Here is a 24,599-nt window from a genome sequence, read left to right on the forward strand (position 1 = left end):
TATCTGGAGAAGCTCGATGGAAGAAGACGTTCTGCTGAAGAAGCTGCGCTGGCGCTGCCGCCGCGGCATGCGTGAGCTGGACCAGCTGTTCGGCCGCTACCTGGACCACGAGTGGAGCACTGCGCCGACCGAAGAGCGCGAGGTTTTCCTGTTCCTGCTCGACTGCGAGGACGATAAGTTGTGGCGCTGGTTCATGGGCTACGAGGCCTGCCCGCATGCGCACGCGATCCCCCTCATGCAGAAGATCCTCGCCCTCAAGCCTTGAGTGGCGCCCCTCGCGGCTGCAGGCCGCCGCCCAGTTGGCGGTGCTGCTGGCTGCGCCGTGGCTGCTGCGCGCATCGGATCTGCCTTCACGGCTGCTGATGCCCGCAGTGGTGCTGGCCTGGTGCACGGGCCTGGCCGAACTGGCCTGGCGCCAGCGCAGGCCGCGCGTGCAGGTGCTTCTGCCGCCGCTTCCCGAGCCACTGCAGGTGGCCGGGCAGGACGTTGATACGCCACGGCTGGTGGTGCGTGGCCCATGGCTGTTGTTGCTGTGGCGTGAGGATCGGCGCCGCCAGCGCCTGCTGTTCTGGCCGGACGTGCTCGATTCCGGGCAGCGACGTGAACTGCGACTGGCCGTAGCCGCACGCGCCGTTTCCCGTCAGCCCCGGACGATGGCACCATAAGCTGAATTGACCGGCGTGCCTGCATGTTCAAACCCATTCCCGTGGCCATTGGCCTGCGCTACCTGCGCGCCAAGCGCCGCAACGGCTTCATCTCCTTCATCTCGATGGCATCGATCCTGGGCATCGCGCTCGGCGTTACGGTGCTGATCACCACGTTGGCGGTGATGAGCGGATTCCAGAAGGAAATCCGCAGCCGCCTGCTGCAGATGACCGCGCACACCACCATCAGCCGCGACGGCGAGCCGATGCCGGACTGGATGCGCGTGGTCGACGTGGCCCGCAAGGATCCGCGCGTGGCCGGTGCCGCGCCGTACATCGAGATCCAGTCGATGATCAGCGGCCCGCGCGTGCAGGGCGCGATCATCCAGGGCATCGATCCGGCGCTGGAGCCGAAGGTATCGGTGATCGACAAGAAGGTCACCAAGGGCAGCTATGCCAGCCTGACGCCGGGCAGCTTCAACCTGCTGCTGGGCAAGGAACTGGCGATCTGGCTCGGCGTCGACGTCGGTGACCAGGTGCTGGTGACCTTCGCCGAAGTGCAAGGCACGCCTGCCGGTGCCGTGCCGCGGATGAAACGCTTCACCGTCAGTGGCATCTTCGAGGCCGGCTACAACGAGGTCGACCGGGGCGTCGGCTTCGCCAACATGCAGGACCTGGAGCGCGTGCTGCGCAGCGACGGCGCCACCGGCGTGCGGTTGAAACTGCACGACATGGACCGCTCGCTGGAAGTGGGCGTGGACCTGGCGCAGAGCCTGGGTGGTGCCTACCGCGTGAGTGACTGGACCCAGCAGAACGCCAACCTCTACCACTCGCTGCGCATGGAGAAGGTGGTGATGGGCATCCTGCTGTCGCTGATCATCGCCATGGGTGCGTTCAACCTGGTGTCCTCGCAGGTGATGCTGGTGACCGACAAGCAGGCCGACATCGCCATCCTGCGCACCCTCGGCCTGACCCCGGGCGGGGTGATGCAGGTGTTCATGGTGCAGGGTTCGCTGATCGGCATCTTCGGCACGCTGGCCGGCCTGATCGGCGGCATCACCCTGACCCTCAACCTGGAACGCATCCTCGGTGCAATCGAGAGCGTGTTCAACGTCAAGCTGCTGCCGGAGGATGTGTACTACATCACCGGCCTGCCGACCGACATGCAGACCGGCGACGTGGTGGCGATCACCGTGGTCGCGCTGCTGATGAGCTTCCTGGCCACCCTGTATCCCGCCTGGCGGGCAGCACGCACCCAGCCGGCGGAGGCCCTGCGTTATGAATAAGGTCTTCAACCGCGGCGATGAGGTGATCCGCGCCGAAGCACTGGGCAAGACCTACGCCGAAGGGCGCATGCAGACCCCGGTGTTCGATGGACTGGACCTGACCGTGACCGCCGGCGAGACGGTGGCGATCATCGGTGCCTCCGGTGCCGGCAAGAGCACGCTGCTGCACCTGCTGGGCGGGCTGGATGTTCCGACTGCAGGCGAGGTGTACGTCACGGGCCAGCGCATGTCGGCGCTGTCGGATACCGCGCGCGGCCTGCTGCGCAACCAGGCGCTGGGCTTCGTCTACCAGTTCCACCACCTGTTGCCGGAATTCACCGCGCTGGAAAACGTGATGATGCCGGTGCTGCTGGCCGGCACTGCCGTGGCCGAAGCGAGCAGCCGGGCCACCACGCTGCTGGAAGCGGTCGGCCTCGGACATCGCCTGGACCACAAGCCGGGCGAGCTGTCCGGCGGCGAACGCCAACGTGCCGCGGTGGCACGTGCGCTGGTCAATCATCCGGCCTGCGTGCTCGGTGACGAGCCGACCGGCAACCTGGATGACCGCACCGCGGGCACCGTGTTCGAGCTGATGCTGGAACTCAACCGTGCGCGTCATACCAGCCTAGTGCTGGTTACCCACGACCGCAGCCTGGCGCGGCGCCTGGACCGGGTGCTGGAGCTGCGCGAAGGGCGCCTGCACGCACTGGCCCACGCCGACGTCTGAGCGGCCGGCAACGGCCGCCTCCCGGCGCCTGAACGGGTTTACCTGCCCTCGCGCCGGCCGCACATCGGCCGGCGCATGATCGCAGCAGGTTCCCCGAGGAGATCGCCATGAAGACCCCGATCCTGATCGCCGGACTCTGCCTGGCGCTGGCCGCCTGCGCGACCACCGGCCGGCTCAGCAGTACCGAGAAACTGGATCTGTACCGCGCCCACGCCGGCGCGCCGCAGAACGACATGCAGTTCTTCGGCAGCCTCAATGGCTGGACCGAACTGGGTGACAGCGCGCTGGCGGTGTGGACCCGGCCGAGCGAGGCTTACCTGCTGGAACTGAGTGGTCCGTGCCCGGACCTGTCGTACGCCACCGCCATCGGGTTGACCAGCAGCATGGGCCGCGTGTCATCGCGTTTCGACAAGGTGCTGGTGCGCGACCCGACCGGTGGCCCGCGCATGCCTTGCTTCATCAACAGCATCCGCAAGCTGGACGTGAAGGCACTGCGTGCCTCCGAGCAGGAGCTGCGCCAGGCGCAGGTGCAGGAGCGCGAGGAAAATACGAAATAGCGCGGTAGTGCCGGCCGCTGGCCGGCAACCTGGCATCTGCGCGATGCCGGCCAGCGGCCGGCACTACCTGTGGGTCAGGCTTCCGGGGTGAAGCCGGCAGGCTTTTCCGCGTCCTTCTCGAACAGGAACTTGACCAGTTCGCCCTCAAGGAATGCGCGATGCTCCGGGGTGCGCGGCGACAGGCGGTTTTCGTTGATCAGCATGGTCTGGTGCGCAAGCCACGCGGCCCAGGCCTGCTTGCCGATGTTGCTGAAGATGCGCTGGCCCAGTTCGCCGGGGTAGGGCACGAAGTCCAGGCCCTCGGCATCGCGTTGTTCGTACTGGCAGAAGACGGTTCGGGACATGGCACTCACTCGTGGTTGCGGGGTTTCTTGGAATTTCGTTTCGGCGCCTTGATCGTGACGCCGTCGAGCAGCTTGCGGATCGGCGCTGGCAGGCCCAGCGCGGGCAGCTCGTCGTTGGCGACCCAGCGCAGCGTGGGTTCTTCCACGCGCAGGCCGTGCACCTGCCGCGACAGTACCTGCAGGTGCAGCTTGTAATGGCTGAAGGTGTGCTGCAGCACGGGCAGTTCCTCGGCGTCTTCCAGCGAACCTTCGACGTGCGCGTCGAACCAGTCCTGCAGTACGCTGCCGGCATCGGCCTGCGGCAGCGTCCACAGCTGCGCCCAGATGCCGGTGTCCGGCCGCTTCTGCAGCAGCACGCGCTGCTGGGCATCGCGCAGCAGCAGGGCCACGGCTTCGCGCTCGGGCAGGGTCCTGCTGGGCTTGGGCGTGGGCAGTTCGGCGGTACGGCCTTCGCGGCGCGCCACGCACGCGTCCTGCAGCGGGCAGATCACGCAGGCTGGCTTGGCGCGGCTGCACACCGTCGCACCCAGGTCCATCTGTGCCTGGGTGTAGTCAGCCATTCGCCCGGCCGGCACCTGCGCCACGTGCGCCTCGGCAATCGACCACAACTGTTTCTCGATGGCCGGCAGGCCGGGAAAGCCGTCGATGCCGTGGTAGCGGCTGAGCACGCGCTTGACGTTGCCATCGAGGATCGCGAACGGACCGTTCCAGGCCTGGCTGAGGATCGCACCTGCGGTGCTGCGGCCGATGCCGGGCAGGGCATGCAAGGCATCGAAATCGCGCGGCAGGTCGCCGTCGTGCAGTTCCACGCAGCGCTTCGCGGCGGCATGCAGGTTGCGTGCGCGGGCGTAGTAGCCAAGCCCGGCCCACTGCGCCATCACCGCGTCATTGCTGGCGGCGGCGAGGTCGGGCAGCGTCGGGAAATGCTGCAGGAACCGCTGGAAGTACGGGATGACCGTGGCTACCTGGGTCTGCTGCAGCATGATTTCCGACAGCCAGACCCGATAGGGGCTGCGTGGGTGCTGCCAGGGCAGGTCGTGGCGACCATGGTCGTCGAACCAGTGCAGCAGGCGGGCGACGAAACCGTCCCGTTCTGCAGTTTCGGCGCTGGCGTGCGGCTGGCGGGGCATTGGAGTTCCAGAGAGGCAGCCACCCGTGGGGTGGCTCTACCAGGCTGCGGTAGAGCCACGCGATGCGTGGCTGCGCGGTGTATCAGGCGCCCAGCGCTTCGGGCAGCAGGGCGTCGACGAAGGCTTCCGGGTCGAACACGCGCAGGTCTTCCGGGCGCTCGCCGATACCGGCAAAGCGGATCGGGATGCCGAACTCGCGGGCCAGCGCGAACACCACGCCGCCCTTGGCAGTGCCGTCCAGCTTGGTCACCACCAGGCCGGTCACGTTCACTGCGGCATTGAACTGGCGCAACTGCGACAGCGCGTTCTGGCCGGTGGTGCCGTCGATCACCATCAGCACTTCGTGCGGGGCGGTGGGGTCGATCTTGCCGAGCACGCGGCGGATCTTGCCCAGCTCGTTCATCAGGCCGGACTGGGTGTGCAGGCGGCCGGCAGTATCGGCGATCAGCACCGAGGTGCCGCGGGCCTTGCCGGCCTGCAGCGCGTCGAATGCCACGGAAGCGGCATCGGCGTTCTGCCCCTGCGCGACCACGGCTACGCCGTTGCGCTCGCCCCAAGCCTGCAACTGGGCCACGGCGGCGGCGCGGAAGGTATCGCCGGCAGCCAGCATCAGGCTGTGGCCGTCGTCCTTGAAGCGCTTGGCCAGCTTGCCGATGGTGGTGGTCTTGCCGACGCCGTTGACGCCGACGGTGAGCACCACGAAGGGCTTGGCGTTGCGATCGATCACCAGCGGCTTGGCCACCGGCTGCAGGATCGCGATCAGCTCGGCGCGCAACGCGGCCAGCAGCGCATTGGCGTCGGCGAACTCGCGCGACTTCATGCGCTTGCGCAGGCCCTCGACCAGATCGGTGGTGGCGCCCACGCCGACGTCGGCGGTGATCAGTGCGGTTTCCAATTCGTCCAGCAGATCGTCGTCGAGCTTGGGGTTGCGCGAGAACAGTCCACCGAAGCTGCGCGCGATGACGCTGTTGCGCAGGCGTTCGCGCCAGCCGGGCTTGCCGGCAGGCGCCGGAACGGCATCGATCGAGGCGGCGGCAGGCAGGTCGTCGGTGACCGGTGCCGGGGTGGGCTGAGGCACTGGTGCGGGTGCCGGTTCGATGGCCGGGGCCGCCACCGGGGCGACGTCGATCCGGGCGGCCGATTGCGGAGCGCTCGGAGCGGGAACGACCGGAGCCGGAACCACCGGAGCCGGAACCACCGGGGTGGGCTCGAAAGCGACCGGAACGACGGCTGCCGGCGGCGGCTCGGCCGGCGCAGGCGCGGCCGGTACGGCTAGCGGTGCTGGCTCTTTGTCCTCGACCGGCGCGGCCGACGGGAACGCCGCCGCCAGCTCTTCAGCCGAGTAGTGCTGGGTCTTGGGTGCCTCCGCTGCGGGGGCATCCTGGGGCTTCTTGCGGCGGAAAAAACTGAGCATTGGCAAAAGGCGCTGAAATCAGGGGGATATGCTACCACTCGGGCCTGTCGGGCCGATGTGGACTCAAGGTCGCGGCCCGCCGGCCGTTAACCGGTCCGGAGGGCTGCGTCGTGCGGCCCGGAGACCGCCATGGACAACGTGATGGGAATTGCCCTCGGCGGGATGCGTGCGTCCCAGCAGGGCGTGCAGGTGGCTGCGCACAACGTGGCCAACCTGGCGACCCCGGATGCCCAGCGCCTGCAGCTGCAGCGCAGTGCTGCCGGGCAGGGTGGGGTGCAGGCCGCGGTGATTCCCGTCGGCGCCGATGCCGGCGCGCCGCTGGGTGACCTGCTGGCCGCGAAAGCCGAGGTGGTGGCCTTCGCCGCCAATGCCGCGGTGATCCGCCGCCAGGACCAGATGCTGGGTTCGCTGCTGGATCGCGACGCCTGAGCCCCTTCGGCAGGCGCCAACCGCCGCCCCTGGTGGGTGCCAACCTTGGTTGGCACTCTCTACCCGCGCCGGTAGCTGCGAACCTTGGTTGGCACGCTCGATCCGCCCCGGTAGGTGCCAACCTTGGCTGGCACGCTTTTGGGGCGCCAACCAAGGTCGGCCTCTACCAGAGCACCGCCGGGTAAGCCGGGCCATGCCCGGCTCCCCCCTGTCGATCAGGCCGACAGCTCCAGCAGCAGCTTGTTCAGCCTCGCCACGTAGGCACCCGGGTCCTTCAGGCTGTCACCGGCGGCCAGCGCGGCTTGGTCGAACAGCACCCGGCCGAGGTCGTCGAAACGCGCGCCATCGGCTTCGGCATCCAGCTTGGCAATCAGTGGGTGGCCCGGGTTGATTTCCAGCACCGGCTTGCTGTCCGGCACCTTCTGCCCGCTGGCTTCCAGGATCTGGCGCATCTGCAGGCCCAGGTCCTGTTCGCCGATGGCCAGTACCGCCGGCGAATCGGTCAGGCGGTGTGACACGCGCACTTCGGCCACGTCATCGCCCAGCACGGTCTTCAGGCGCTCGACCAGGCCCTGCTTGTCCTTCGCCGCGGCTTCCTGCTCCTGCTTGTCCGCTTCGGTTTCCAGCGCGCCCAGGTCGAGATCGCCACGAGCGATGTCGACGAAGCCCTTGCCGTCGAAATCGGTCAGGTAGCCCATCAGCCACTCGTCGATGCGGTCGGTCAGCAGCAGCACTTCCACGCCCTTCTTGCGGAACACTTCCAGGTGGGGGCTGTTGCGCACCTGGCTGTAGCTCTCGCCGGTCAGGTAGTAGATCTTGTCCTGGCCTTCGGTCATGCGGCCGAGGTAATCGGCCAGCGACACCGTCTGCGCATCGCTGTCGCCGCGGGTGGAGGCGAAGCGCAGCAGCCCGGCCACCTTCTCGCGGTTGTTGTAGTCCTCGGCCGGGCCTTCCTTCAGCACTTGGCCGAATTCCTTCCAGAACGTGGCGTATTGCTCCGGCTTGTCGGCGGCCAGCTTGTCCAGCATGTCCAGCGAGCGTTTGGTCAGCGCCGCCTTCATCGAATCGATGACCGGGCCGGACTGCAGGATCTCGCGCGAGACGTTCAGCGACAGGTCGTTGGAGTCGACCACGCCCTTGATGAAGCGCAGGTACAGCGGCAGGAACTGCTCGGCCTGGTCCATCACGAACACGCGCTGCACATAGAGCTTCAGGCCCTTGGGCGCATCGCGGTGGTACAGGTCGAACGGCGCGCGGCCGGGCACGTAAAGCAGCGAGGTGTACTCCAGCTTGCCTTCGACCTTGTTGTGGCTCCACGCCAGCGGATCGCTGTGGTCGTGCGCCACGTGCTTGTAGAACTCGGTGTACTCGGCGTCGCCGATCTCGGTGCGCGGACGGGTCCACAGCGCGCTGGCGCGGTTGACGGTCTCCCACTCGACGGTGGCGCCTTCTTCGCCACCTTCCTTCGGCATCTGGATCGGCAGGCCGATGTGGTCCGAGTACTTCTTGAGGATGCTGCGCAGGCGCCAGCCGTCGGCGAAATCATGCTCGCCATCCTTCAGATGCAGGACGATGCGGGTGCCGCGCTCGGCCTTGTCGACAGTGGCGACGTTGAAATCGCCTTCGCCGCGCGAGGTCCAGCGCACGCCTTCACCTGCGGCCAGGCCGGCGCGGCGCGAGGTCACTTCGACCTCGTCGGCAACGATGAAGGCGCTGTAGAAGCCGACGCCGAACTGGCCGATCAGCTGCGAATCCTTCTTCTGGTCGCCGGACAGCTGGCGCAGGAAATCGCCGGTGCCGGACTTGGCGATCGTGCCGAGATGGGCAATCGCCTCGGCGCGACTCATGCCGATGCCGTTGTCTTCGATGGTGATGGTGTGGGCGGCGGGGTCGAAGCTGACGCGCACGCGCAGTTCGCTGTCGCCTTCCAGCAGGGCCGGCTGGGTCAGGGCCTCGAAGCGCAGCTTGTCGGCGGCGTCGGCGGCGTTGGAGACCAGCTCGCGCAGGAAGATCTCCTTGTTGGAGTACAGCGAGTGGATCATCAGCTGCAGCAGCTGCTTGACTTCGGTCTGGAAGCCAAGGGTTTCGGTCTGGGTGGTCTCGGTCATCGATAGGGCTCCATGTGCAATGCCGCGCCAGCGCGTGCGGCCTCGCCAAGGGGTATGGCTGATTGTCCCGAAATCAAGGGGTTGGTCGGCCGGGCGGCGCCCGGCACCTGCAGAGGCCGAAGCAACAGCAACAGCAACAGCAACAGCGGGCTATCCGTGGGATGGCGGGGCGGTGTGGGTGGGCAGGACACGCCGTAAACCCCCCTCCGGGGGCCGGCCCAGCCGCTGGCGGCTGGGCGTTCGGGCGCTTGCGAAGCAGTGCTTCGCAAGCAAAGCGCCCTCACCCATGGGGGCTCGATGGCGCCATCCATGGCGCCAACGGTCCTGCCACCCCACACCGCCCCGCCTCTGACAGATTTCCCGCGGCTGTTGGTAGGTGTCGACCTTGGTCGACACATCTGTCAGATATCGAAATAAATCTGGGGTCAGATCCGTTTTCCGCAGGAAAACGGATCTGACCCCAAGAGCCGTTCCGACAGATCGCAGGAAACTGTCGAAGGCGGGCTGGGTCCGGTTGAGGGGGCGTGAGCCGCATGGATGCGGCGACCGAGCTTACATGGACGTACTTGCAGCGTCCCCCTCAACCGGACCCACCCCGCCATCCCACGGGGATGCCCGCTGTTGCTGTTGCTTCGGCTTCTGCGGGTGCCGGGCGCCGCCCGGCCGAACTACAATCCCGCTCATGCTGAATTTCTCGAATTCCTCCCGCCGGGGGCGCCGATGAGCGGCCGCGGTGGCAATGACGGCCAGGTCCGCATCATCGGCGGGCGCTGGCGCAATACCCGGCTGTCGGTGCCGACCCTGCCGGGCCTTCGCCCCAGCAGCGACCGCGTGCGCGAGACCCTGTTCAACTGGCTGATGCCCAAGCTCGGCGGCGCCCGCGTGCTGGACCTGTTCGCTGGCAGTGGCGCGCTGGGCCTGGAGGCGGTCTCGCGTGGCGCTGCCCACGCCACCCTGGTCGAGCGCGATGCGCAGCTGGGACGCAACCTGACCGCCGCCGTCGCCAGGCTGCAGGCCAGCGACCAGATCACCGTCGTGCAGGCCGATGCCCTGCGCTGGCTGCAAGGGGCGCAGGCGCAGCAGGCCGACCTGGTCTTCATCGACCCGCCGTTTGCCGATGGCCTGTGGCAGGACGTGCTGGCCCAGCTGCCGCGGCACCTGGCCGCTGACGCCTGGCTGTACCTGGAATCGCCGGCCGGCCACGTGCCGGTGCTGCCGCCGGACTGGCTGCTGCACCGCGAGGGTGGCACCCGCGAGGTGCGCTTTGCCCTGTACCGCCGTGCCACTGCTACACTTTGACCTCATCTGAACATCTGCATCCGCCCATGACCGTGGCCAATCGCCGCATTGCCGTCTACCCCGGCACGTTCGACCCCATCACCAACGGTCATATCGACCTTGTGAGCCGGGCCGCGCCGCTGTTCGAAAAGGTCGTGGTCGGCGTGGCGCAGAGCCCGTCCAAGGGCCCGGCGCTGCCGCTGGAGCAGCGCGTGCAGCTGGCGCGTGGCGCGCTGGCCCACCACGGCAACGTCGAGGTCATCGGCTTCGATACCCTGCTGGCCCATTTCGTACGTTCGGTGCAGGGCGGGGTGCTGCTGCGCGGCCTGCGCGCGGTGTCCGACTTCGAGTACGAATTCCAGATGGCCAGCATGAACCGCCACCTGATCCCCGAGGTCGAGACCCTGTTCCTGACCCCGGCCGAGCAGCACAGCTTCATTTCGTCCTCGCTGGTCCGCGAGATCGCGCGCCTGGGCGGCGACGTGTCCGGTTTCGTGCCGGCCGCGGTGCTCGAAGCCCTGCGCAAGGTCCGCGAAGCGAAGTCGGCACAGTCGTAAGCCCCGCTGTACCCGCACCCCATTACGTACACCACCACGCACCATTCCGGGAGGAAACCCATGAACACCACCATGCGCGCGATGCTGATCGCTTCGTTGGCCCTGGCCTTCACCGCCTGCAAGAAGGAAGAGGCCGCTCCGGTCGACGAGGCCAAGCAGGCCCTGGTCGCCCCGGCCAAGGACGACGATGCAGGCTGGAAGAAGTACCTGCAGGAAGTGGCGATCCAGAACATGGGCAACATCACCAACAGCCCGTTCCTGTACTACCTCTCGCCGGAATCGGACCCGGACTTCCAGGCCAAGTACGAGCGCCAGACCGAGAGCGCGACCCAGGCCGTGGCCCGTGGCGTGCAGCCGGGCAACATGCTGGCCTTCGGTTCGTCGGCCTCGGGCAAGATGGCTGACATGATCCAGGCCGTGTTCAAGGACGTGTCGCCGGATTCGATGAAGGGCGTGCGCGTCGTCTTCATCGGCCAGTCGGCCGACAACGCCCGCGTGCAGGCTGCGATCCAGCCGACCGGTGCCGAGTACATTTTCGTCGAAGCCAAGTAATACCGAGCCATGGCGGCCATGCTCCGGCATGGCCCGGGCGGCATCCTGCAAGGGGCGCCGCTGATGACCTGACCGGCCCGCGCGCCCGCGCTGGCCGGTCCTTTGTCCCAGGGCGCGGGCGAGGAGTATCGCCGTGTCGCTGAAAATCAACGAGCTCTGCGTCAACTGCGACGTGTGCGAGCCGGCCTGCCCCAACCAGGCCATTGCGATGGGTGAAACCATCTACGTGATCGACCCTGCGCGCTGCACCGAATGCGTGGGTCATTTCGACGAGCCACAGTGCGTGGTCGTCTGCCCGGTCGAGTGCATCGACCCGGACCCGGAGATCGTGGAAACGGAAGACCAGCTGCTGGCCAAGCTGCGCCAGCTGCAGCACGATCACCCCGAACTCTACGCGGAGCCCCCATCCGAATGAAGACGCTGATCGTCCGCCCCCTGTTGCTGCTCGGCCTGCTGCTGAGCCCCATGGCCTGGGCTGACAGTCCGGCCCGTGCCGATCGCCCTGATGGCGCGGCCATTGCCAGCGGCCACGCACTGGCCACCCAGGCCGGCATCGACATCCTGGCGCAGGGCGGCAACGCCTTCGACGCTGCAGTGGCGGTGTCGTCCACGCTGGCGGTGGTCGAGCCGATCAGTTCCGGGTTGGGCGGCGGCGGCTTCTTCCTGCTGCACGACGCGGCCACCGGCAAGGATGTGATGCTGGATGCGCGCGAGACCGCCCCGGCCGCGGCGACCCCGCAGGCCTTCCTCGACAAGCAGGGCAACCTGGACCGTGATCGTTCGGTCAACGGTGCCTGGTCGGCGGGTATTCCCGGCCTGCCCGCAGCGCTGGTCGAGCTGTCGGCCAAGCACGGCAAGCTGCCGTTGTCGGCCTCGCTGCAGCCGGCGATCCGCATCGCGCGCGAAGGTTTCCCGGTGTACGACCGCATGGCCAAGGGCTACGCGTCGCGGCGTGAAGTGATGGAGCGCTATCCCGGCACGCGCGAGGTCTACCTGCGCAATGGCAAGCCGATCGCCAGCGGCGACCTGTTCAAGCAGCCGGAACTGGCGCAGACGCTGGAGCGCCTGGCCGCGGGTGGCTTTGATGGCTTCTACAAGGGCCAGACCGGAAAGCTGTTGCTGGCGGGCGTGAAGCAGGCTGGCGGCAAGTGGACCGCTGAAGAACTGGCCGGTTACCGCGTCAAGCAGCGCGAGCCGATCGTGTTCAACTACAACGGCTGGAAGATCACCACCGCGCCGCCGCCGTCGTCCGGTGGCATCGCGCTGGCCAGCATGCTGCAGATCCTGGAAGGCTGGGACATCAGGAAGATGGACCCGGCCCACCGCACCCACCTGGTGGTGGAGTCGATGCGCCGCGCCTACCGCGACCGCACCTTCTTCCTCGGCGATCCGGACTTCGTGCAGATCCCGCAGAAAGTGCTGACCAGCAAGGATTATGCGCAGGGCCTGCGGGCGACCATCCATCCGGAGAAGGCCACGCCCAGCGACCTGCTGTCGGGCAATCCGACGCCGCTGGAAGATGACGAGACCACGCACTTCTCGATCATCGACCGCGATGGCAACCGCGTCGGCGCCACCCAGACCGTCAACCTGCTGTACGGCTCGGGGCTGATTCCCAAGGGCACCGGCGTGCTGCTGAACAACGAGATGGACGACTTCGCGCTGAAGCCGGGCACGCCCAATGCGTTCGGCGTGATGGGCTATGAGGCCAATGCGCCGAAGGCCGGCAAGCGCATGCTCAGCTCGATGACGCCGACCTTCATGGAGAACGCCGACAAGGTCGTGGTGCTGGGTACCCCGGGTGGCAGCCGCATCATCACCATGGTGCTGCTGGGCATCCTCGGCTACGACGACGGCCTGGATGCACAGCAGGTTGCCGCGCTGCCGCGCTACCACCACCAGTGGCTGCCGGACCTGATCGAAGCCGAGGACGATGCGTTCGACGCGGCGACGGTGAAGCAGTTGCAGGCGATGGGCCACAAGATCGACCTGCCGGGTGACGTCGCCGCAGGCGGCCGCGGTTCCAGTCACGTGTGGGGCAACCTGCAGACCGTGGAATGGGACCGCAAGGCGAACAAGCTGTTCGGCGGCAGCGACCCCCGCAACCCGGTGGGCAGCGCCCAGGTCGTGCCGGCACGCTGATCCGGTAGCGCCGGCTGCTGGCCGGCAATCCGGCAGATTACCGAAACCCCGCCTTTGCCGGCGGGGTTTTCTGTTTCCTTTCTAGCGATTATTTAACGGGCTGGCGCCGATAATCGACGCATGAAACTCTGGTCTATTCGTGGAAACTCGCAGCGCCTCGATGGCGGTGCGATGTTCGGCAACGCACCGCGTGCGTTGTGGGAAAAATGGGCGGCACCGGACGAGCTCAATCGCATCGAGCTGGCCTGCCGCGCACTGCTTGCCAGTCCGCTGGAAGGCAAGACCGTGCTGTTTGAAACCGGTATCGGGGCGTTCTTCGATCCGCGCATGCGCGAGCGCTACGGCGTGCAGGAAAGCCAGCACGTACTGATCGATTCGTTGCGCGAAGCCGGCTTCGAGCACGAGGATATCGACGTGGTGGTGCTCAGCCACCTGCACTTCGATCATGCCGGTGGCCTGCTGGCGGCATGGAGCGAAGGGCGAGAGCCGGAACTGCTGTTCCCCAATGCGACTTATGTGGTCGGTGCGCAGCATTGGCAGCGCGCCGTGCAGCCGCATCCGCGTGACCGTGCCAGCTTCATTCCGGAACTGCCGGGCCTGCTGCAGGCCAGTGGCCGGCTGGAAGTGGTGGACGGGGAATACTCGAAGGCACTTGGCCGCAGCGTGCGCTTCAGCTACAGCGACGGGCATACGCCGGGACTGATGCTGGCCGAGATCGTCGGTCACGCGCATGCCGGCGAAAGTGCGCATGGTGGCGTGGTGTTCTGTGCCGACCTGATCCCGGGGCGCTCATGGGTACACGTGCCGATCACCATGGGCTACGACCGCAACGCCGAGCTGCTGATCGACGAGAAGCGGCAGTTCCTTGAAGACAAGCTGGCGCGCAACGTGCGGCTGTTCTTCACCCACGACCCGCAGGTGGCGCTGGCGCAGCTGGGCCGTGATGACAAGGGACGTTTCGTGACCCTGCACGAACAGGGCGAGCTGAAGGCGCGCGCCCTGGGGTAATGAAAAGGCCGGGCAATGCCCGGCCTTTCACTGACGGTGGCAGATCCACGCCATGCGTGGATGGCGTTCGATCCGGACGCGACGATTATGACGACTTCAGGCAGCTGCTCATGAAGGTCTTGCGCGCATCACCGGCCAGCTTCTTCGCGCCCGCGTCAGCGTTGCACTTGCGCATCCGTTCCTGCTGCGGATTGACCGCCTTGGTCTCGGCGGCGTGGCCGCTGAGGCAGGAGCTCTGCGCGGTCTTGTAGGCATCACCCTTCAAGCCCTTGTTCTTGGCCGAGCATTCGGCCATGCGCTGCTGCTGCGGGGTGGTGGCGTTGGCAGCCAGGGGCAGGCCGACCAGCAGGACGGCGGCCAGCAGGAAAGAGGCTTTCATCGGGAGCTCCAAGGGTGGCGGGTGCGCGGAGCATTCGCTTCGGGCCGGCAAGGCCACGTGAAGAATCACGCCAGTGCCGCGCCTGCTTGCGGCAACGTTCAGACCGGCGTATTACTTAGCCATATGGGTAAGTATTATCCTGCCATTGAAGATGTCTTCCAGGCACTGGCCGACCCGACCCGTTGCGCGATCGTAGCGGCGCTGGGGCAGGGGCCGCGCACGGTGTCGATGCTGGCCGAACCCTTCGAGATGGCCTTGCCCTCACTGATGAAACACCTGGCCGTGCTGGAGCGCAGCGGCGTGGTGCGCAGCCACAAGCAGGGGCGCACACGCACCTGCGAACTGGTGCCGGCGCGGCTGGGCCAGGCCGAACAATGGCTCGCAGAACAGCGTGCGGCTTGGGAAGCGCGTTCCGACCGCATGGTCGATTTCGTCGAAACCCTTCACCGACAGGAGCAGGCCCATGGCCGTAGACGCAGGTAACAACCCCGACACCGATCTGGTGATCTGCCGTGTGCTGAACGCACCGCGCGCCGCCCTGTGGCGGGCGTGGACCGACCCGGAACTGCTGCGCCAGTGGTGGTGCCCGAAGCCGTGGACCACCGAGGTACGCGCATTCGACCTGCGCCCCGGCGGGGCCTTCCACACCTTCATGCAGGGTCCCGATGGCGGCAGCAGTGACAATCCGGGCAGTTTCCTGGAGATCGTGCCGCAGCAGCGCCTGGTGTTCACCTCGATGCTGGGTGCGGGCTGGCGACCGCAGTCACCCTGGCTGGGCTTTACCGCCGTGATCACGATGGAGGACGAGGGGCAGGGCTGCCGCTACACCGCGCGGGTGATGCACCCGGACAAGGCGCTGCGTGACCAGCATGAGCAGCTGGGCTTCTTCGACGGCTGGAACACCGCCATCGACCAGCTGGAAGCCTTCGCCGCCGGGCTGTAGGCCGGAATGCGGGGTGGAGGGGTCAGGGCCCTTTCTGCGAAAGGGGTCCGACCCCCGCGATGTTGGGGTCGGATCCCTTTCGCTGTGAAAGGGCTCTGACCCCGGTTCACCGGATCAACCGACGCGGGTACCGAAGATGCGGTCGCCGGCGTCGCCCAGGCCCGGCAGGATGTAGCCCTTGTCGTTGAGCTGGGCATCGATGGCTGCGGTGTAGATCTCCACGTCCGGGTGCACGGCCTTGACCGCTTCGATGCCTTCCGGCGCGGCCACCAGGAAGATGCCCTTGATGCGGCGGGCACCGGCACGCTTGAGCATGTCGATGGTGGCGATCAGGGTGCCGCCGGTGGCCAGCATCGGGTCCAGGATCAGCGCGTCGCGCTCTTCCAGGCGGCCGGTCAGGCGCTCGAAGTAGGGCACCGGCTGCAGGGTTTCCTCGTCGCGCTGCAGGCCGACCACGCTGACACGGGCCGCCGGGATCAGCGACAGCACGCCGCTGAGCATGCCCAGGCCGGCACGCAGGATCGGCACCACGGTGATCTTGGCGCCGGCAATACGCTGCACCGTCACCGGGCCGGCCCAGCCGGGCAGGATGTGCGGCTCGGTGTCCAGGTCGGCGGTGGCCTCGTAGGCCAGCAGCGTACCCAGCTCGTTGGCCAGTTCGCGGAAATCCTTGGTGCTGAGCGCAGCGTTGCGCATCAGGCCGATCTTGTGCTGCACCAGCGGGTGGCGCACTTCGACGATCTTCATGGTCGGGAAGGGGGAAAAGGAGAGAGGAGGCCATTTTGCCGGATTGGCGTGTCGAACCCCAAACCGGGCCTGGATCTGATGTACATGAAATGTGCAGGCGCATGTCACGGCCATGCAACCTTGCGGACATACCGTGCAGACCCATTCTTAACAGGAATGGGGATTCCCAGTGCATATCAAGACTCCGTTGGCCGTTGCCATCACCCTGACCCTGGCGATGGGGGCCGCGGCACCGCTGCAGGCTGCCGGGCAACAGGCGGTAGCCGCTACCGGCACCGTGGCGGCCGACGCGGTCGACCTGGACCGTATCGAAGTGCGCGCCCAGCTCGAATCGCAGATCCGCGCGGTCGACCTCAAGCGCAGCAGCGACGCCATCGAGGACGCGGTGTCCTCCGATGCCCTGGGCCAGTATCCGGACAAGAACGTGGCCGAATCACTGCAGCGCCTGCCGGGCGTCAGCGTGACCCGCGACCAGGGCGAAGGCCGCTTCGTGGTCATTCGCGGCCTGGATGCCAATCTCAACAGCGTCAGCGTGGATGGCATCGCCATCGGTACGCCGGAAGATTCCAGCCGCGCCGCGCCGCTGGACGTGATCCCATCGGACTCCACCGAGCGCCTGCGCGTGGTCAAGTCGCCGACCCCGGACATGCCCGGTGATGCCATCGGCGGCGCCGTGCTGGTGGAATCGGCGTCGGCCTTCGACCGCGACGGCCGCAGCCTGCGCGGCAAGATCGAGGGCAGCCACCAGCAGCTGTCCGGCGAGACCAGCCCCAAGGCCGCCTTCAACTACAGCGAAGTGTTCAACGACACGTTCGGCGTGGCGCTGGGCGTGAACTACCAGAAGCGGAAGTTCGAGTCGGACAACACCGAAGTGGAATATGACGGCGAGGACGATGCCGCCCCCGGTGACGTGACCGCGATCAACCTGCAGCACCGCAAGTACGAGATCGAGCGCAAGCGCATCGGTGCCAACCTCAACCTCGACTGGCGCCCCAACGAAGACAGCAAGTACTACCTGCGCACGCTGTACAGCCAGTTCGACGATGCGGAGACCCGCCAGCGCGTGATCTTCAACTTCGACGACGCGAAGATGGTCAAGACCGGCACCGACCAGTACCGGCTCGATGGCATGCCGAAGGACTCGATCGACAAGCGCATGCGCTACCGCACCAAGAAGGAGAACACCTTTGCGGCCAGTCTTGGTGGCGAGAACAAGCTGACCAACGCCGTGGTCGATTACCGGATCGGCTACACCCGTACCGAAGAGCGCGTGAACGACGAGATGGAGGCGCGCTTCAAGCTCAACGGCAAGGCCTTCAATGGCACCCTGGACCAGAGCAGCCGCCTGCCCAGCTACAGCTTCGATAACCCGCAGTGGCTGGACAACGGCAACTACGCGTTCGACCGCGTCGTGCTTTCGCCCAAGCAGGTGAACGACAAGGAACACAGCGCGCAGGTCAACGTGCGCTTCGACGGCGACAGCAGCAGCATCAAGTTCGGCCTGCTCGGCCGCTGGCGCGACCGCGACGTGAATGTCGATGAGCGCGAACTGCGCGTCGGCCCGAAGGTGGTGCTGTCGAGCTGGACTACCTCTTCGCCGGAGCATCGCCACGGCAACATGGGGGATGGCATGGACTCGGCTGCGATGCGCGCGTTCTGGGCCGCCAATGGTGGCCAGTACAGCGCCCGCCCGCAGGATGTCGGCGGCAATGCGATGACGTCGCTGGAAGAGGATTACGTGGCCAGCGAGGACATCTTCGCCAGCTATGCCATGGGTACCTGGGATGTGGGCGCGCTGCGCATCATCGGCGGCGTGCGCGTGGAGAACACCCGCTTCAAGGCAGTCGGCAACCAGGTGGACGTGGCCGCCAACGGCCGCAGCTTCACCGTCACCCCGCGCGTGGCCAACAGCAGCTACACCAACGTGCTGCCGGGCCTGCATCTGCGCTATGACGCGGCCGATGACTGGGTGCTGCGCGCCTCGGCCAACAAGACCGTATCGCGCCCGTCCTTCGGCGACGTCTCGCCGCGCGTGGGTTACAGCCGCGGTGACGAGGAAGTGCGCCTGGGCAACCCGGAACTGGATCCGTACGAGTCGAAGAACATCGACCTGTCGGTGGAGAAGTACATCGGCAGCAGCGGCATCGTTTCGCTGGGACTGTTCCACAAGTCGATCGATGGCTACATCGTGGAGACCGTGCGGACCAATGATCCGGCCTACGGTGGATTCGACGTGACCCAGCCGATCAATGGTCGCAAGGCCACCGTGCGTGGCGCGGAGTTCAACTGGCAGCAGCAGCTGGCCTTCCTGCCGGAGGGCCTGGATGGCCTGCTGGTCGGTGCCAGTGGCACCTGGCTGGACACCACGTTCGATGCCGGCATCAAGGGACGTGAGGGCGAGGACTTCACCCTGCCGCGCGCTTCCAAGCATGTCTACAGCGCACACATCGGCTATGAAAAGTACGGTGTAAGCACGCGTCTGGCGGCCGTGTACCGCAGCGAGTATCTGGACAGCATCGGCAAGGGGCGTGCATTCGACATCTACGTGGCACCCAACACCCAGCTCGATTTCTCGCTGGACTACAAGTTCACCCCGCGCGTGAGCATGTACTTCGAAGCGCAGAACCTGCTGGACAAGCCGCTGGAGCTGTACCAGGGCACCCGCTCGCGCACCCTGCAGATGGAAGAGTACGGCCGCACCTATGCGCTGGGCCTGAAGGTGGCGCTGTGATGGGGCGTGGCGTCACTGTCCTGGCCGCCGCGCTGGCGGCTACGCTGGTCGCCGGCTGCACGCCGGCCACCGGCAACGATCCGGTTGCGGGAGCGGCCGCGCCGGCCGCCAGTGGCGAGCGCGTGGTGAGCACCATCGCCGAAGCGTTCCTGTCACCGATGACCCCGGCCGACAACATCGACTCGCCGGCGGCCTGGCGCGCGCCGGACGGCGCGCTGTGGCTGATCGCCACCGCCAAGGCCACCGACAAGCTGGTGGTCTACGACGGCAGCACCGGCCAGCACCTGCGTGACGTCGGCAGCAGCGGCACCGCACCGGGGCAGTTCGACCGCCCAAACGGCATCGCGGTGACCGACGACCTGCTGTGGATCGTCGAGCGCGACAATCACCGCGTGCAGGTGCTGAGCCTGCCGGACTTCGCGCCGCTGGCGACCTTCGCTGCGGACGACCTGCGCAAGCCGTACGGTCTGTGGGTCGACCGCCGTGCCGATGGCTACAGCGTCTACGTCACCGATTCCTGGGACAACGGCGAGGATGCGCAGGGGCGTGACATCCTGCCGCCGCTGGCCGAGCTGGACAAGCGCGTGCGCCAGTACCATGTGACCCGCGACGGCGCGAAGGTCGAGGCGAAGCTGGTGGCCAGCATCGGCGATACCACCGAGGCCGGTGCACTGCGCGTGGTCGAGTCGATCTGGGGCGACCCCGAGAACGACCGGCTGCTGATTGCCGAAGAGGACGAGCGCTACGCCAGCGAGTTCAAGGTCTACACCCTGGCGGGCCGCTTCACTGGCACCACCTTTGGCCGCGACGTGTTCAAGGCCCAGGCCGAAGGCGTGACCCTGCGCACCTGCGGCAAGGACGGCTGGTGGATCACCACCGAACAGGGCAAGCAGCGCAGCGTGTTCCACCTGTTCGACCGGCACACGCTGAAGCCGGTCGGCGCGTTCCAGGGCAATACCGTGGCCAACACCGATGGCATCTGGATGATGCAGCAGCCCAGCGCGCGCTTCCCACACGGTGCGCTGTATGCAGTACATGACGACCAGGGCGTGGTGGCCTTCGACTGGGAGAGCATCGCCAAGCAGCTGGCGTTGCCGCTGGAGTGTGGCGCATGAGCGGGCAGTGCGTAATGCGCGCGCTGGCGCTGGGCCTGCTGCTGGCGCTGCCGTCGCTGTCGTTCGCGGCGGCCGAACCGAATACCCAGGTGCCGGCAGGTAGCCGCCACTACGCGGCGACGACGGTGCCGGACCGCATCGTCGCCTCGCCGGCGGTTGATTCCAGTCATGGGTTCGCCGTGGCCTGGCGTACCGACGACAGCGTGCAGGCGCCGCTGCTGGAAATCGCGCTGGCCGCAGATTCGCCGGCCATTGAAGGCATCCGCCAGGTGCGTGCGACGACCCGCGCGCTGCAGACCGAGAACGGTCTGTCGCACCACCATCGGGCAGATATCGATGGCCTGCAGCCGGATACCCAGTACGTCTACCGTGTGCAGGGCAATGGCAGCTGGAGCGCCTGGAACCAGCTGCGCACGCTGGCCAGCGCCGATCAGCCGCTGACCCTGCTGTACTTCGGCGATACCCAGAACAAGAACGTCAGCCATGTCAGCCGCGTGGTGCGTGCCGCGCAGAAGGCTGCGCCGCAGGCGCGCATGAGTCTGTTTGCCGGTGACCTGGTCAGCGGAGGCGACAACATGGATGACAGCGAGTGGGGTGAGTGGTTCGCTGCGACCAGTTGGCTGGCGCAGGAAACGCTGGTGGCGCCGGCCATCGGCAACCACGAGTACTTCGAGGAATTCGAGGACACCCCGCAGGAGCGCCGCGTGCTGGGCCGCCACTGGCCGGTGACGTTCGCGCTGCCGGGCAATGGTGCCACCGCCGCGCAGCAGACCAGCTACTGGTTCGATGCGCAGGGCGTGCGCGTGGCCGTGGTCGATGGCACATCGGCACTCGACCTCGGCACCGCCAAGGCGCAGGCACAGTGGCTGGACAAGGTGCTGACCGGCAATCGGCAGGCGTGGACCATCGTGCTGCTGCACCAGCCGTTCTACTCGCCGCGCGAAGGGCGCGAGAACGCCGCGTTGCGTGACGTGCTGCTGCCGGTGGTACGCCGCCACAACGTAGATCTGGTGCTGCAGGGCCATGACCACACCTATGGCCGCCGTGGCGAAGGGCAGGCCGCGACGCCGCAGTATGTGGTGACCGTGGCCGGACCGAAGCAGTACCGCCTTTCCGACGAAGCGCGCAGGACGATGGACCCGGTGGCCGAGGACACCCAGCTGTTCCAGGTGCTGAACATCGACCCGCAGCACCTGCGCTATGAAGCACGCACCGTGACCGGCCGTCTTTACGATGCCTTCGAATTGCGTCGTGATGCCAAGGGTGGAAAGCAGCGCACGGAGCTGACCGAAGGCCGCATTGCTCCGCGCGACTGCCCGCGCGCGCAGACCGCCAAGGGTCGCGCCGACCGCTGCTGGGAATGAGGAGACGCCGATGACCACACCCCGCCGCATCATTCCATTGGCTGCCATCGGCGCGTCCCTGCTGTTGCTGGCCAGTGCGGTAACCGCCGCCGATACCGTGCTGCATCCCTTCCTGGTCGCCCAGCCGGCGCAGGCCCCGCAGGAAGTGAACCTGGCGGTGGAGATCCCGGCCGGCAGCTTCACCAAGTACGAGATCAAGGAAGACGGCCTGGTGCACGTGGACCGCTTCCAGTCGATGCCGGTCGCCTATCCGGCCAACTACGGCTCGATGCCGCGCACCCTGGCCGGCGACAACGATCCGCTGGATGCGCTGGTGTTGACCCGCGAACCGCTGCATCCGGGCGTGATCGTGCGTTTCCGGCCGATCGGTTACCTGAAGATGATCGATGGCGGCGAGCACGACGAGAAGATCATCGGGGTGCCGACCGACAAGGTCGACCCGACCTACGCCAGTATCCGCGACCTGGCGGACTTGCCGGAGGCCGAACGGCAGCGGATCGAAGCGTTCTTCCGCGTCTACAAGGACCTGCCGGCCGGGCGCAACCCGGTGCAGCTAAATGGCTGGGGCAACGCCGCCGAGGCACGGTCAATGATCCGCGAGGCCATGCAGCGGTTCAAGCGCTAGAACCCCGCCGTGGGTGGGTGGCCGGACGCGCGCATCACCTTCACCGCCCCTGGCTATCATGTCCGCCTTCCACATCGAAGGCGGTGCATGTGTCGGTAGCGTTGGTATGGTTCCGCCGTGATCTGCGGCTGCAGGACAATCCGGCCCTGCAGGCCGCGCTGGATGCGGGTCACGACGTGGTGCCGGTCTATCTCCACGCGCCGCACGAGGAAGGCGAGTGGGTGCCTGGCGCGGCCTCCGATGCGTGGCGCCACCGTTCACTGGGTGCCTTGGACGCCGACCTGCGCACGCGCGGTTCGTCGCTGGTGCTGCGTAGTGGTGACAGCCTGCCGGCCCTGCAGTTGCTGATCGGGCAGACCGGCGCCGAGGCGGTGTACTGGAACCGCAAGTACGAGCCGGCTACGCAGGCACGCGACGCCACCATCAAACGCACGCTGCGCGAGCAGGGCATCGACGCACAGAGCTGCAATGGCAGCCTGTTGTTCGAGCCCTGGGACATCGCGACACAGCAGGGTCAGCCGTACAAGGTGTTCACTCCGTACTGGCGCAACGTACTCAGTCATTGGCGCCTGTCGACGCTGAGTGCCGCGCCGAAGGCACTGACCGCGCACTCGGTCGACGGCCTCGCATTGGACGAGCTGCGGCTGGCGCCCACGCTGGACTGGGATTCCGGCTTCTGGGAGCACTGGCAGCCGGGCGAGGCCGGCGCGCTGGAGGCGTTGTCCGTGTTCGAGGACGGCGCGTTGCGCGGTTACCGCGAGCAGCGTGACCTGCCGGACCGGGTCGGTACCTCGCGGCTGTCGCCGCATCTGCATTTCGGCGAGATTGCACCGTGGCGCATCGCGCATGCGCTGGAGAGATTGCGCAGTGCCGGCACTGATGCCGACATCGACGGCTATCTGCGGCAACTGGGCTGGCGCGATTTCGCCTACCACCTGTTGCATCACTTCCCGAAGACGCCGACCGACAACCTCAATCCGCGTTTCGACCGCTTCCCTTGGGCCACGCCCACTGCAGCGCAACTGCATGACTGGCAGCGCGGCAACACCGGCGTGCCGATCGTCGATGCGGGCCTGCGCGAGCTGTGGCACACCGGTTACATGCACAACCGGGTACGGATGATTGTTGCCAGCTACCTGTGCAAGCACCTGCGTGCGCACTGGCTGCAGGGCGCGCGCTGGTTCTGGGACACCCTGGTCGATGCCGACCTGGCCAACAACACGATGGGCTGGCAGTGGGTGGCAGGCACCGGCGCCGACGCGGCCCCGTACTTCCGGGTGTTCAACCCGGTCACCCAGGCCGAGAAGTTCGACCCGCAGGCGCGCTACATCAGCCGCTGGGTGCCCGAACTGGCGGCGCTGCCGGTGAAGGCGCGCTTCGCGCCGTGGCAGCATCCGCTGCTGCTGGCGGCGCATGCCCCGGGCTATCCGCGTACGCCGCTGGTGGATCTGGCCGCCGGCCGCGATGCTGCGCTGGCCGCCTACCGGCAGACGGGGGCTGGGTAAAGCGCGGGCTGAGCGTTCCAGTCAGTTAGCTGAACGCGGCCCTGTTGCCGCGACCGATCATCATCCCGACATCGCATCGGGCTGTTTATTCTCTCTGCGCCCGTAAGCCGCCGACCCGACCGGAAAACAAGGAGAACCACATGATCCGCAACACCACCCGCAACGTCGCACTGGCCCTGATGAGTGCGGCCGTCCTGTCGGCCTGCGCCACCGGCGGCTCCTATGTGCAGAGCGACCAGTACGGCAACCCGACCGAACAGCAGAACCGTACCGGCCGCAACGCGCTGATCGGTACCGCCATCGGTGTGGCTGCCGGCCTTCTGACCGGTGACAGCGCCACCGAGCGTCGTCAGCACGCACTGATCGGTGCCGGTATCGGTGCGCTCAGCGGCGCCGCCGTCGGCCAGTACCAGGATCGCCAGGAACGCGCGCTGCGCGAGCGCACCGCCAACACCGGCATCGATGTGCAGCGCCAGGGCGACAACATCATGCTGAACCTGCCGGACGGCATCACCTTCGACTTCGGCAAGGCCACCCTGAAGCCGCAGTTCTACGGCTCGCTCAACGGTGTGGCCGGTACGCTGCGCGAGTACAACCAGACCATGATCGAAGTGGTGGGCCACACCGACAGCATCGGCAGCGACGCGGTCAACAACCGCCTGTCGAAGGAACGCGCCGATTCGGTGGCGCAGTACCTGATCGGCCAAGGCGTGCAGAGCGTGCGCATCGAAACGCTGGGGGCTGGCAAGTCGTATCCGATTGCCGACAACAGCACCGATGCCGGCCGTGCCAAAAACCGTCGCGTTGAAATCCGCGTGATTCCGCTCAAGCAATAACGCGTAGCGTTGTTGCTGTTCCGGCCTGGCCGGAACGAAAATGCCGCCCTTGCAGGCGGCATTTTCTGTAGGTGCCGAGCTTGCTCGGCACGCCGATAGCGCTTCCGGTTGCGGCTTCTCCGAACGGCGCCGACCAAGGTCGGCATCTACCGAAAGCCACGCAGCCGGAACGAAAATACCGCCCTTGCAGGCGGCATTC

General features: G+C 66.9%; 26 protein-coding genes. 20 read left to right on the forward strand and 6 right to left on the reverse strand.

Annotation, left to right across the window (positions count from 1 at the left end; translation table 11 throughout):
- The first annotated feature begins 16 nt into the window (after positions 1-16).
- From AC5P5W_RS03370 to AC5P5W_RS03390, 5 genes are all read left to right on the forward strand, one after another.
- Positions 17-265 (forward strand): FAD assembly factor SdhE, encoded by a 249-nt coding sequence (locus AC5P5W_RS03370; RefSeq protein WP_005409080.1) that lies wholly within the window; start codon positions 17-19, stop codon positions 263-265.
- Complete coding sequence (locus AC5P5W_RS03375) at positions 216-665, forward strand: hypothetical protein (RefSeq protein WP_041863309.1); 450 nt, start codon at positions 216-218, stop codon at positions 663-665. Before AC5P5W_RS03370 ends, AC5P5W_RS03375 begins: the two co-directional genes overlap by 50 nt.
- 23 nt (positions 666-688) lie before the next feature.
- Positions 689-1,930 (forward strand): lipoprotein-releasing ABC transporter permease subunit, encoded by a 1,242-nt coding sequence (locus AC5P5W_RS03380; RefSeq protein ID WP_032958619.1) that lies wholly within the window; start codon positions 689-691, stop codon positions 1,928-1,930.
- Positions 1,923-2,636, forward strand: a complete 714-nt coding sequence (gene lolD / locus AC5P5W_RS03385; protein ID WP_049407617.1) for a lipoprotein-releasing ABC transporter ATP-binding protein LolD — start codon at positions 1,923-1,925, stop codon at positions 2,634-2,636. The genes AC5P5W_RS03380 and lolD overlap by 8 nt, the downstream gene beginning before the upstream one ends.
- 107 nt (positions 2,637-2,743) lie before the next feature.
- Positions 2,744-3,193 carry a DUF6491 family protein gene (locus tag AC5P5W_RS03390; protein WP_032958624.1) on the forward strand — a complete coding sequence of 150 codons (450 nt, stop codon included), beginning with the start codon at positions 2,744-2,746 and terminating at the stop codon, positions 3,191-3,193.
- A 74-nt stretch (positions 3,194-3,267) separates the two neighbouring features.
- Here AC5P5W_RS03390 and AC5P5W_RS03395 read toward each other — a convergent pair whose 3' ends face one another.
- From AC5P5W_RS03395 to ftsY, 3 genes are all read right to left on the reverse strand, one after another.
- Complete coding sequence (locus AC5P5W_RS03395; protein ID WP_049442323.1) at positions 3,268-3,537, reverse strand: oxidative damage protection protein; 270 nt, start codon at positions 3,535-3,537, stop codon at positions 3,268-3,270.
- Positions 3,538-3,542: 5 nt separating this feature from the next.
- Entirely contained in the window at positions 3,543-4,667 is a 1,125-nt protein-coding gene (gene mutY, locus AC5P5W_RS03400) for an A/G-specific adenine glycosylase (RefSeq protein ID WP_197575563.1), read from the reverse strand.
- An 82-nt stretch (positions 4,668-4,749) separates the two neighbouring features.
- Positions 4,750-6,081, reverse strand: coding sequence for a signal recognition particle-docking protein FtsY (gene ftsY / locus AC5P5W_RS03405; protein ID WP_197575565.1), 1,332 nt, complete (start codon positions 6,079-6,081; stop codon positions 4,750-4,752).
- Between the two features lie 129 nt (positions 6,082-6,210).
- Between ftsY and AC5P5W_RS03410 the strand changes: the two genes are divergently transcribed.
- Positions 6,211-6,510 (forward strand): hypothetical protein, encoded by a 300-nt coding sequence (locus AC5P5W_RS03410; protein ID WP_014646771.1) that lies wholly within the window; start codon positions 6,211-6,213, stop codon positions 6,508-6,510.
- A gap of 215 nt (positions 6,511-6,725) precedes the next feature.
- Here the strand turns inward: AC5P5W_RS03410 and htpG are convergent, their stop codons facing one another.
- Positions 6,726-8,618 (reverse strand): molecular chaperone HtpG, encoded by a 1,893-nt coding sequence (htpG, locus tag AC5P5W_RS03415; RefSeq protein ID WP_197575567.1) that lies wholly within the window; start codon positions 8,616-8,618, stop codon positions 6,726-6,728.
- Between the two features lie 720 nt (positions 8,619-9,338).
- Here htpG and rsmD point away from each other — a divergent pair.
- From rsmD to AC5P5W_RS03445, 6 genes are all read left to right on the forward strand, one after another.
- Positions 9,339-9,917: a 16S rRNA (guanine(966)-N(2))-methyltransferase RsmD gene (rsmD, locus tag AC5P5W_RS03420; protein WP_164077410.1), complete on the forward strand. Its 579-nt coding sequence runs from the start codon at positions 9,339-9,341 to the stop codon at positions 9,915-9,917.
- A 26-nt stretch (positions 9,918-9,943) separates the two neighbouring features.
- Entirely contained in the window at positions 9,944-10,453 is a 510-nt protein-coding gene (gene coaD / locus AC5P5W_RS03425; protein WP_014036814.1) for a pantetheine-phosphate adenylyltransferase, read from the forward strand.
- A gap of 60 nt (positions 10,454-10,513) precedes the next feature.
- The gene (locus AC5P5W_RS03430) at positions 10,514-11,005 is read left to right on the forward strand and encodes a hypothetical protein (protein WP_005409092.1); all 492 of its coding nucleotides are present in this window, start codon (positions 10,514-10,516) and stop codon (positions 11,003-11,005) included.
- A gap of 133 nt (positions 11,006-11,138) precedes the next feature.
- Positions 11,139-11,420: a YfhL family 4Fe-4S dicluster ferredoxin gene (locus tag AC5P5W_RS03435; protein WP_004153175.1), complete on the forward strand. Its 282-nt coding sequence runs from the start codon at positions 11,139-11,141 to the stop codon at positions 11,418-11,420.
- A complete protein-coding gene (ggt, locus tag AC5P5W_RS03440; protein WP_014646774.1) occupies positions 11,417-13,147 on the forward strand; it encodes a gamma-glutamyltransferase in 1,731 nt (576 codons plus the stop codon). The genes AC5P5W_RS03435 and ggt overlap by 4 nt, the downstream gene beginning before the upstream one ends.
- 120 nt (positions 13,148-13,267) lie before the next feature.
- Positions 13,268-14,155, forward strand: a complete 888-nt coding sequence (locus tag AC5P5W_RS03445) for an MBL fold metallo-hydrolase (RefSeq protein ID WP_019338337.1) — start codon at positions 13,268-13,270, stop codon at positions 14,153-14,155.
- Positions 14,156-14,240: 85 nt separating this feature from the next.
- On the opposite strand, the gene AC5P5W_RS03450 is transcribed toward AC5P5W_RS03445, so the two are convergent.
- Positions 14,241-14,534 (reverse strand): PsiF family protein, encoded by a 294-nt coding sequence (locus tag AC5P5W_RS03450; protein WP_046430010.1) that lies wholly within the window; start codon positions 14,532-14,534, stop codon positions 14,241-14,243.
- Between the two features lie 57 nt (positions 14,535-14,591).
- On the opposite strand from AC5P5W_RS03450, the gene AC5P5W_RS03455 reads away from it, so the two are divergent.
- Positions 14,592-15,017 carry an ArsR/SmtB family transcription factor gene (locus AC5P5W_RS03455; RefSeq protein ID WP_229767398.1) on the forward strand — a complete coding sequence of 142 codons (426 nt, stop codon included), beginning with the start codon at positions 14,592-14,594 and terminating at the stop codon, positions 15,015-15,017.
- On the forward strand, positions 14,998-15,477 hold the full coding sequence (locus AC5P5W_RS03460; protein ID WP_014646778.1) for an SRPBCC family protein: 480 nt from the start codon (positions 14,998-15,000) through the stop codon (positions 15,475-15,477). Before AC5P5W_RS03455 ends, AC5P5W_RS03460 begins: the two co-directional genes overlap by 20 nt.
- A gap of 114 nt (positions 15,478-15,591) precedes the next feature.
- On the opposite strand, the gene upp is transcribed toward AC5P5W_RS03460, so the two are convergent.
- Positions 15,592-16,224, reverse strand: a complete 633-nt coding sequence (gene upp / locus AC5P5W_RS03465; protein WP_197574309.1) for a uracil phosphoribosyltransferase — start codon at positions 16,222-16,224, stop codon at positions 15,592-15,594.
- Positions 16,225-16,441: 217 nt separating this feature from the next.
- Here upp and AC5P5W_RS03470 point away from each other — a divergent pair, with 217 nt between their 5' ends.
- From AC5P5W_RS03470 to AC5P5W_RS03495, 6 genes are all read left to right on the forward strand, one after another.
- Positions 16,442-18,955: a TonB-dependent receptor gene (locus AC5P5W_RS03470; protein ID WP_478439241.1), complete on the forward strand. Its 2,514-nt coding sequence runs from the start codon at positions 16,442-16,444 to the stop codon at positions 18,953-18,955.
- Positions 18,955-20,070: an NHL repeat-containing protein gene (locus AC5P5W_RS03475; RefSeq protein WP_049439193.1), complete on the forward strand. Its 1,116-nt coding sequence runs from the start codon at positions 18,955-18,957 to the stop codon at positions 20,068-20,070. Before AC5P5W_RS03470 ends, AC5P5W_RS03475 begins: the two co-directional genes overlap by 1 nt.
- Positions 20,067-21,434 carry a purple acid phosphatase family protein gene (locus AC5P5W_RS03480; RefSeq protein WP_014646781.1) on the forward strand — a complete coding sequence of 456 codons (1,368 nt, stop codon included), beginning with the start codon at positions 20,067-20,069 and terminating at the stop codon, positions 21,432-21,434. Before AC5P5W_RS03475 ends, AC5P5W_RS03480 begins: the two co-directional genes overlap by 4 nt.
- 10 nt (positions 21,435-21,444) lie before the next feature.
- Entirely contained in the window at positions 21,445-22,059 is a 615-nt protein-coding gene (locus AC5P5W_RS03485) for an inorganic diphosphatase (protein WP_197574310.1), read from the forward strand.
- 89 nt (positions 22,060-22,148) lie between these two features.
- Positions 22,149-23,564, forward strand: coding sequence for a cryptochrome/photolyase family protein (locus tag AC5P5W_RS03490; protein ID WP_197574311.1), 1,416 nt, complete (start codon positions 22,149-22,151; stop codon positions 23,562-23,564).
- Positions 23,565-23,704: 140 nt separating this feature from the next.
- Positions 23,705-24,400 (forward strand): YiaD family glycine zipper/OmpA-like lipoprotein, encoded by a 696-nt coding sequence (locus AC5P5W_RS03495; protein ID WP_014646784.1) that lies wholly within the window; start codon positions 23,705-23,707, stop codon positions 24,398-24,400.
- The last annotated feature ends 199 nt before the right edge of the window (positions 24,401-24,599 follow it).

The organism is Stenotrophomonas sp. YJH_SMC_123 (assembly GCF_059368215.1).

What these genes read in the sequence shown, in the direction of transcription:
- AC5P5W_RS03370 (WP_005409080.1), top strand. Translation starts at nt 17, where the DNA reads ATGGAAGAAGACGTTCTGCTGAAGAAGCTGCGCTGGCGCTGCCGCCGC.
- AC5P5W_RS03375 (WP_041863309.1), top strand. Translation starts at nt 216, where the DNA reads ATGCGCACGCGATCCCCCTCATGCAGAAGATCCTCGCCCTCAAGCCTT.
- AC5P5W_RS03380 (WP_032958619.1), top strand. Translation starts at nt 689, where the DNA reads ATGTTCAAACCCATTCCCGTGGCCATTGGCCTGCGCTACCTGCGCGCC.
- lolD (WP_049407617.1), top strand. Translation starts at nt 1,923, where the DNA reads ATGAATAAGGTCTTCAACCGCGGCGATGAGGTGATCCGCGCCGAAGCA.
- AC5P5W_RS03390 (WP_032958624.1), top strand. Translation starts at nt 2,744, where the DNA reads ATGAAGACCCCGATCCTGATCGCCGGACTCTGCCTGGCGCTGGCCGCC.
- AC5P5W_RS03395 (WP_049442323.1), bottom strand. Translation starts at nt 3,537, where the DNA reads ATGTCCCGAACCGTCTTCTGCCAGTACGAACAACGCGATGCCGAGGGC.
- mutY (WP_197575563.1), bottom strand. Translation starts at nt 4,667, where the DNA reads ATGCCCCGCCAGCCGCACGCCAGCGCCGAAACTGCAGAACGGGACGGT.
- ftsY (WP_197575565.1), bottom strand. Translation starts at nt 6,081, where the DNA reads ATGCTCAGTTTTTTCCGCCGCAAGAAGCCCCAGGATGCCCCCGCAGCG.
- AC5P5W_RS03410 (WP_014646771.1), top strand. Translation starts at nt 6,211, where the DNA reads ATGGACAACGTGATGGGAATTGCCCTCGGCGGGATGCGTGCGTCCCAG.
- htpG (WP_197575567.1), bottom strand. Translation starts at nt 8,618, where the DNA reads ATGACCGAGACCACCCAGACCGAAACCCTTGGCTTCCAGACCGAAGTC.
- rsmD (WP_164077410.1), top strand. Translation starts at nt 9,339, where the DNA reads ATGAGCGGCCGCGGTGGCAATGACGGCCAGGTCCGCATCATCGGCGGG.
- coaD (WP_014036814.1), top strand. Translation starts at nt 9,944, where the DNA reads ATGACCGTGGCCAATCGCCGCATTGCCGTCTACCCCGGCACGTTCGAC.
- AC5P5W_RS03430 (WP_005409092.1), top strand. Translation starts at nt 10,514, where the DNA reads ATGAACACCACCATGCGCGCGATGCTGATCGCTTCGTTGGCCCTGGCC.
- ggt (WP_014646774.1), top strand. Translation starts at nt 11,417, where the DNA reads ATGAAGACGCTGATCGTCCGCCCCCTGTTGCTGCTCGGCCTGCTGCTG.
- AC5P5W_RS03445 (WP_019338337.1), top strand. Translation starts at nt 13,268, where the DNA reads ATGAAACTCTGGTCTATTCGTGGAAACTCGCAGCGCCTCGATGGCGGT.
- AC5P5W_RS03450 (WP_046430010.1), bottom strand. Translation starts at nt 14,534, where the DNA reads ATGAAAGCCTCTTTCCTGCTGGCCGCCGTCCTGCTGGTCGGCCTGCCC.
- AC5P5W_RS03460 (WP_014646778.1), top strand. Translation starts at nt 14,998, where the DNA reads ATGGCCGTAGACGCAGGTAACAACCCCGACACCGATCTGGTGATCTGC.
- upp (WP_197574309.1), bottom strand. Translation starts at nt 16,224, where the DNA reads ATGAAGATCGTCGAAGTGCGCCACCCGCTGGTGCAGCACAAGATCGGC.
- AC5P5W_RS03470 (WP_478439241.1), top strand. Translation starts at nt 16,442, where the DNA reads ATGGGGGCCGCGGCACCGCTGCAGGCTGCCGGGCAACAGGCGGTAGCC.
- AC5P5W_RS03475 (WP_049439193.1), top strand. Translation starts at nt 18,955, where the DNA reads ATGGGGCGTGGCGTCACTGTCCTGGCCGCCGCGCTGGCGGCTACGCTG.
- AC5P5W_RS03480 (WP_014646781.1), top strand. Translation starts at nt 20,067, where the DNA reads ATGAGCGGGCAGTGCGTAATGCGCGCGCTGGCGCTGGGCCTGCTGCTG.
- AC5P5W_RS03485 (WP_197574310.1), top strand. Translation starts at nt 21,445, where the DNA reads ATGACCACACCCCGCCGCATCATTCCATTGGCTGCCATCGGCGCGTCC.
- AC5P5W_RS03495 (WP_014646784.1), top strand. Translation starts at nt 23,705, where the DNA reads ATGATCCGCAACACCACCCGCAACGTCGCACTGGCCCTGATGAGTGCG.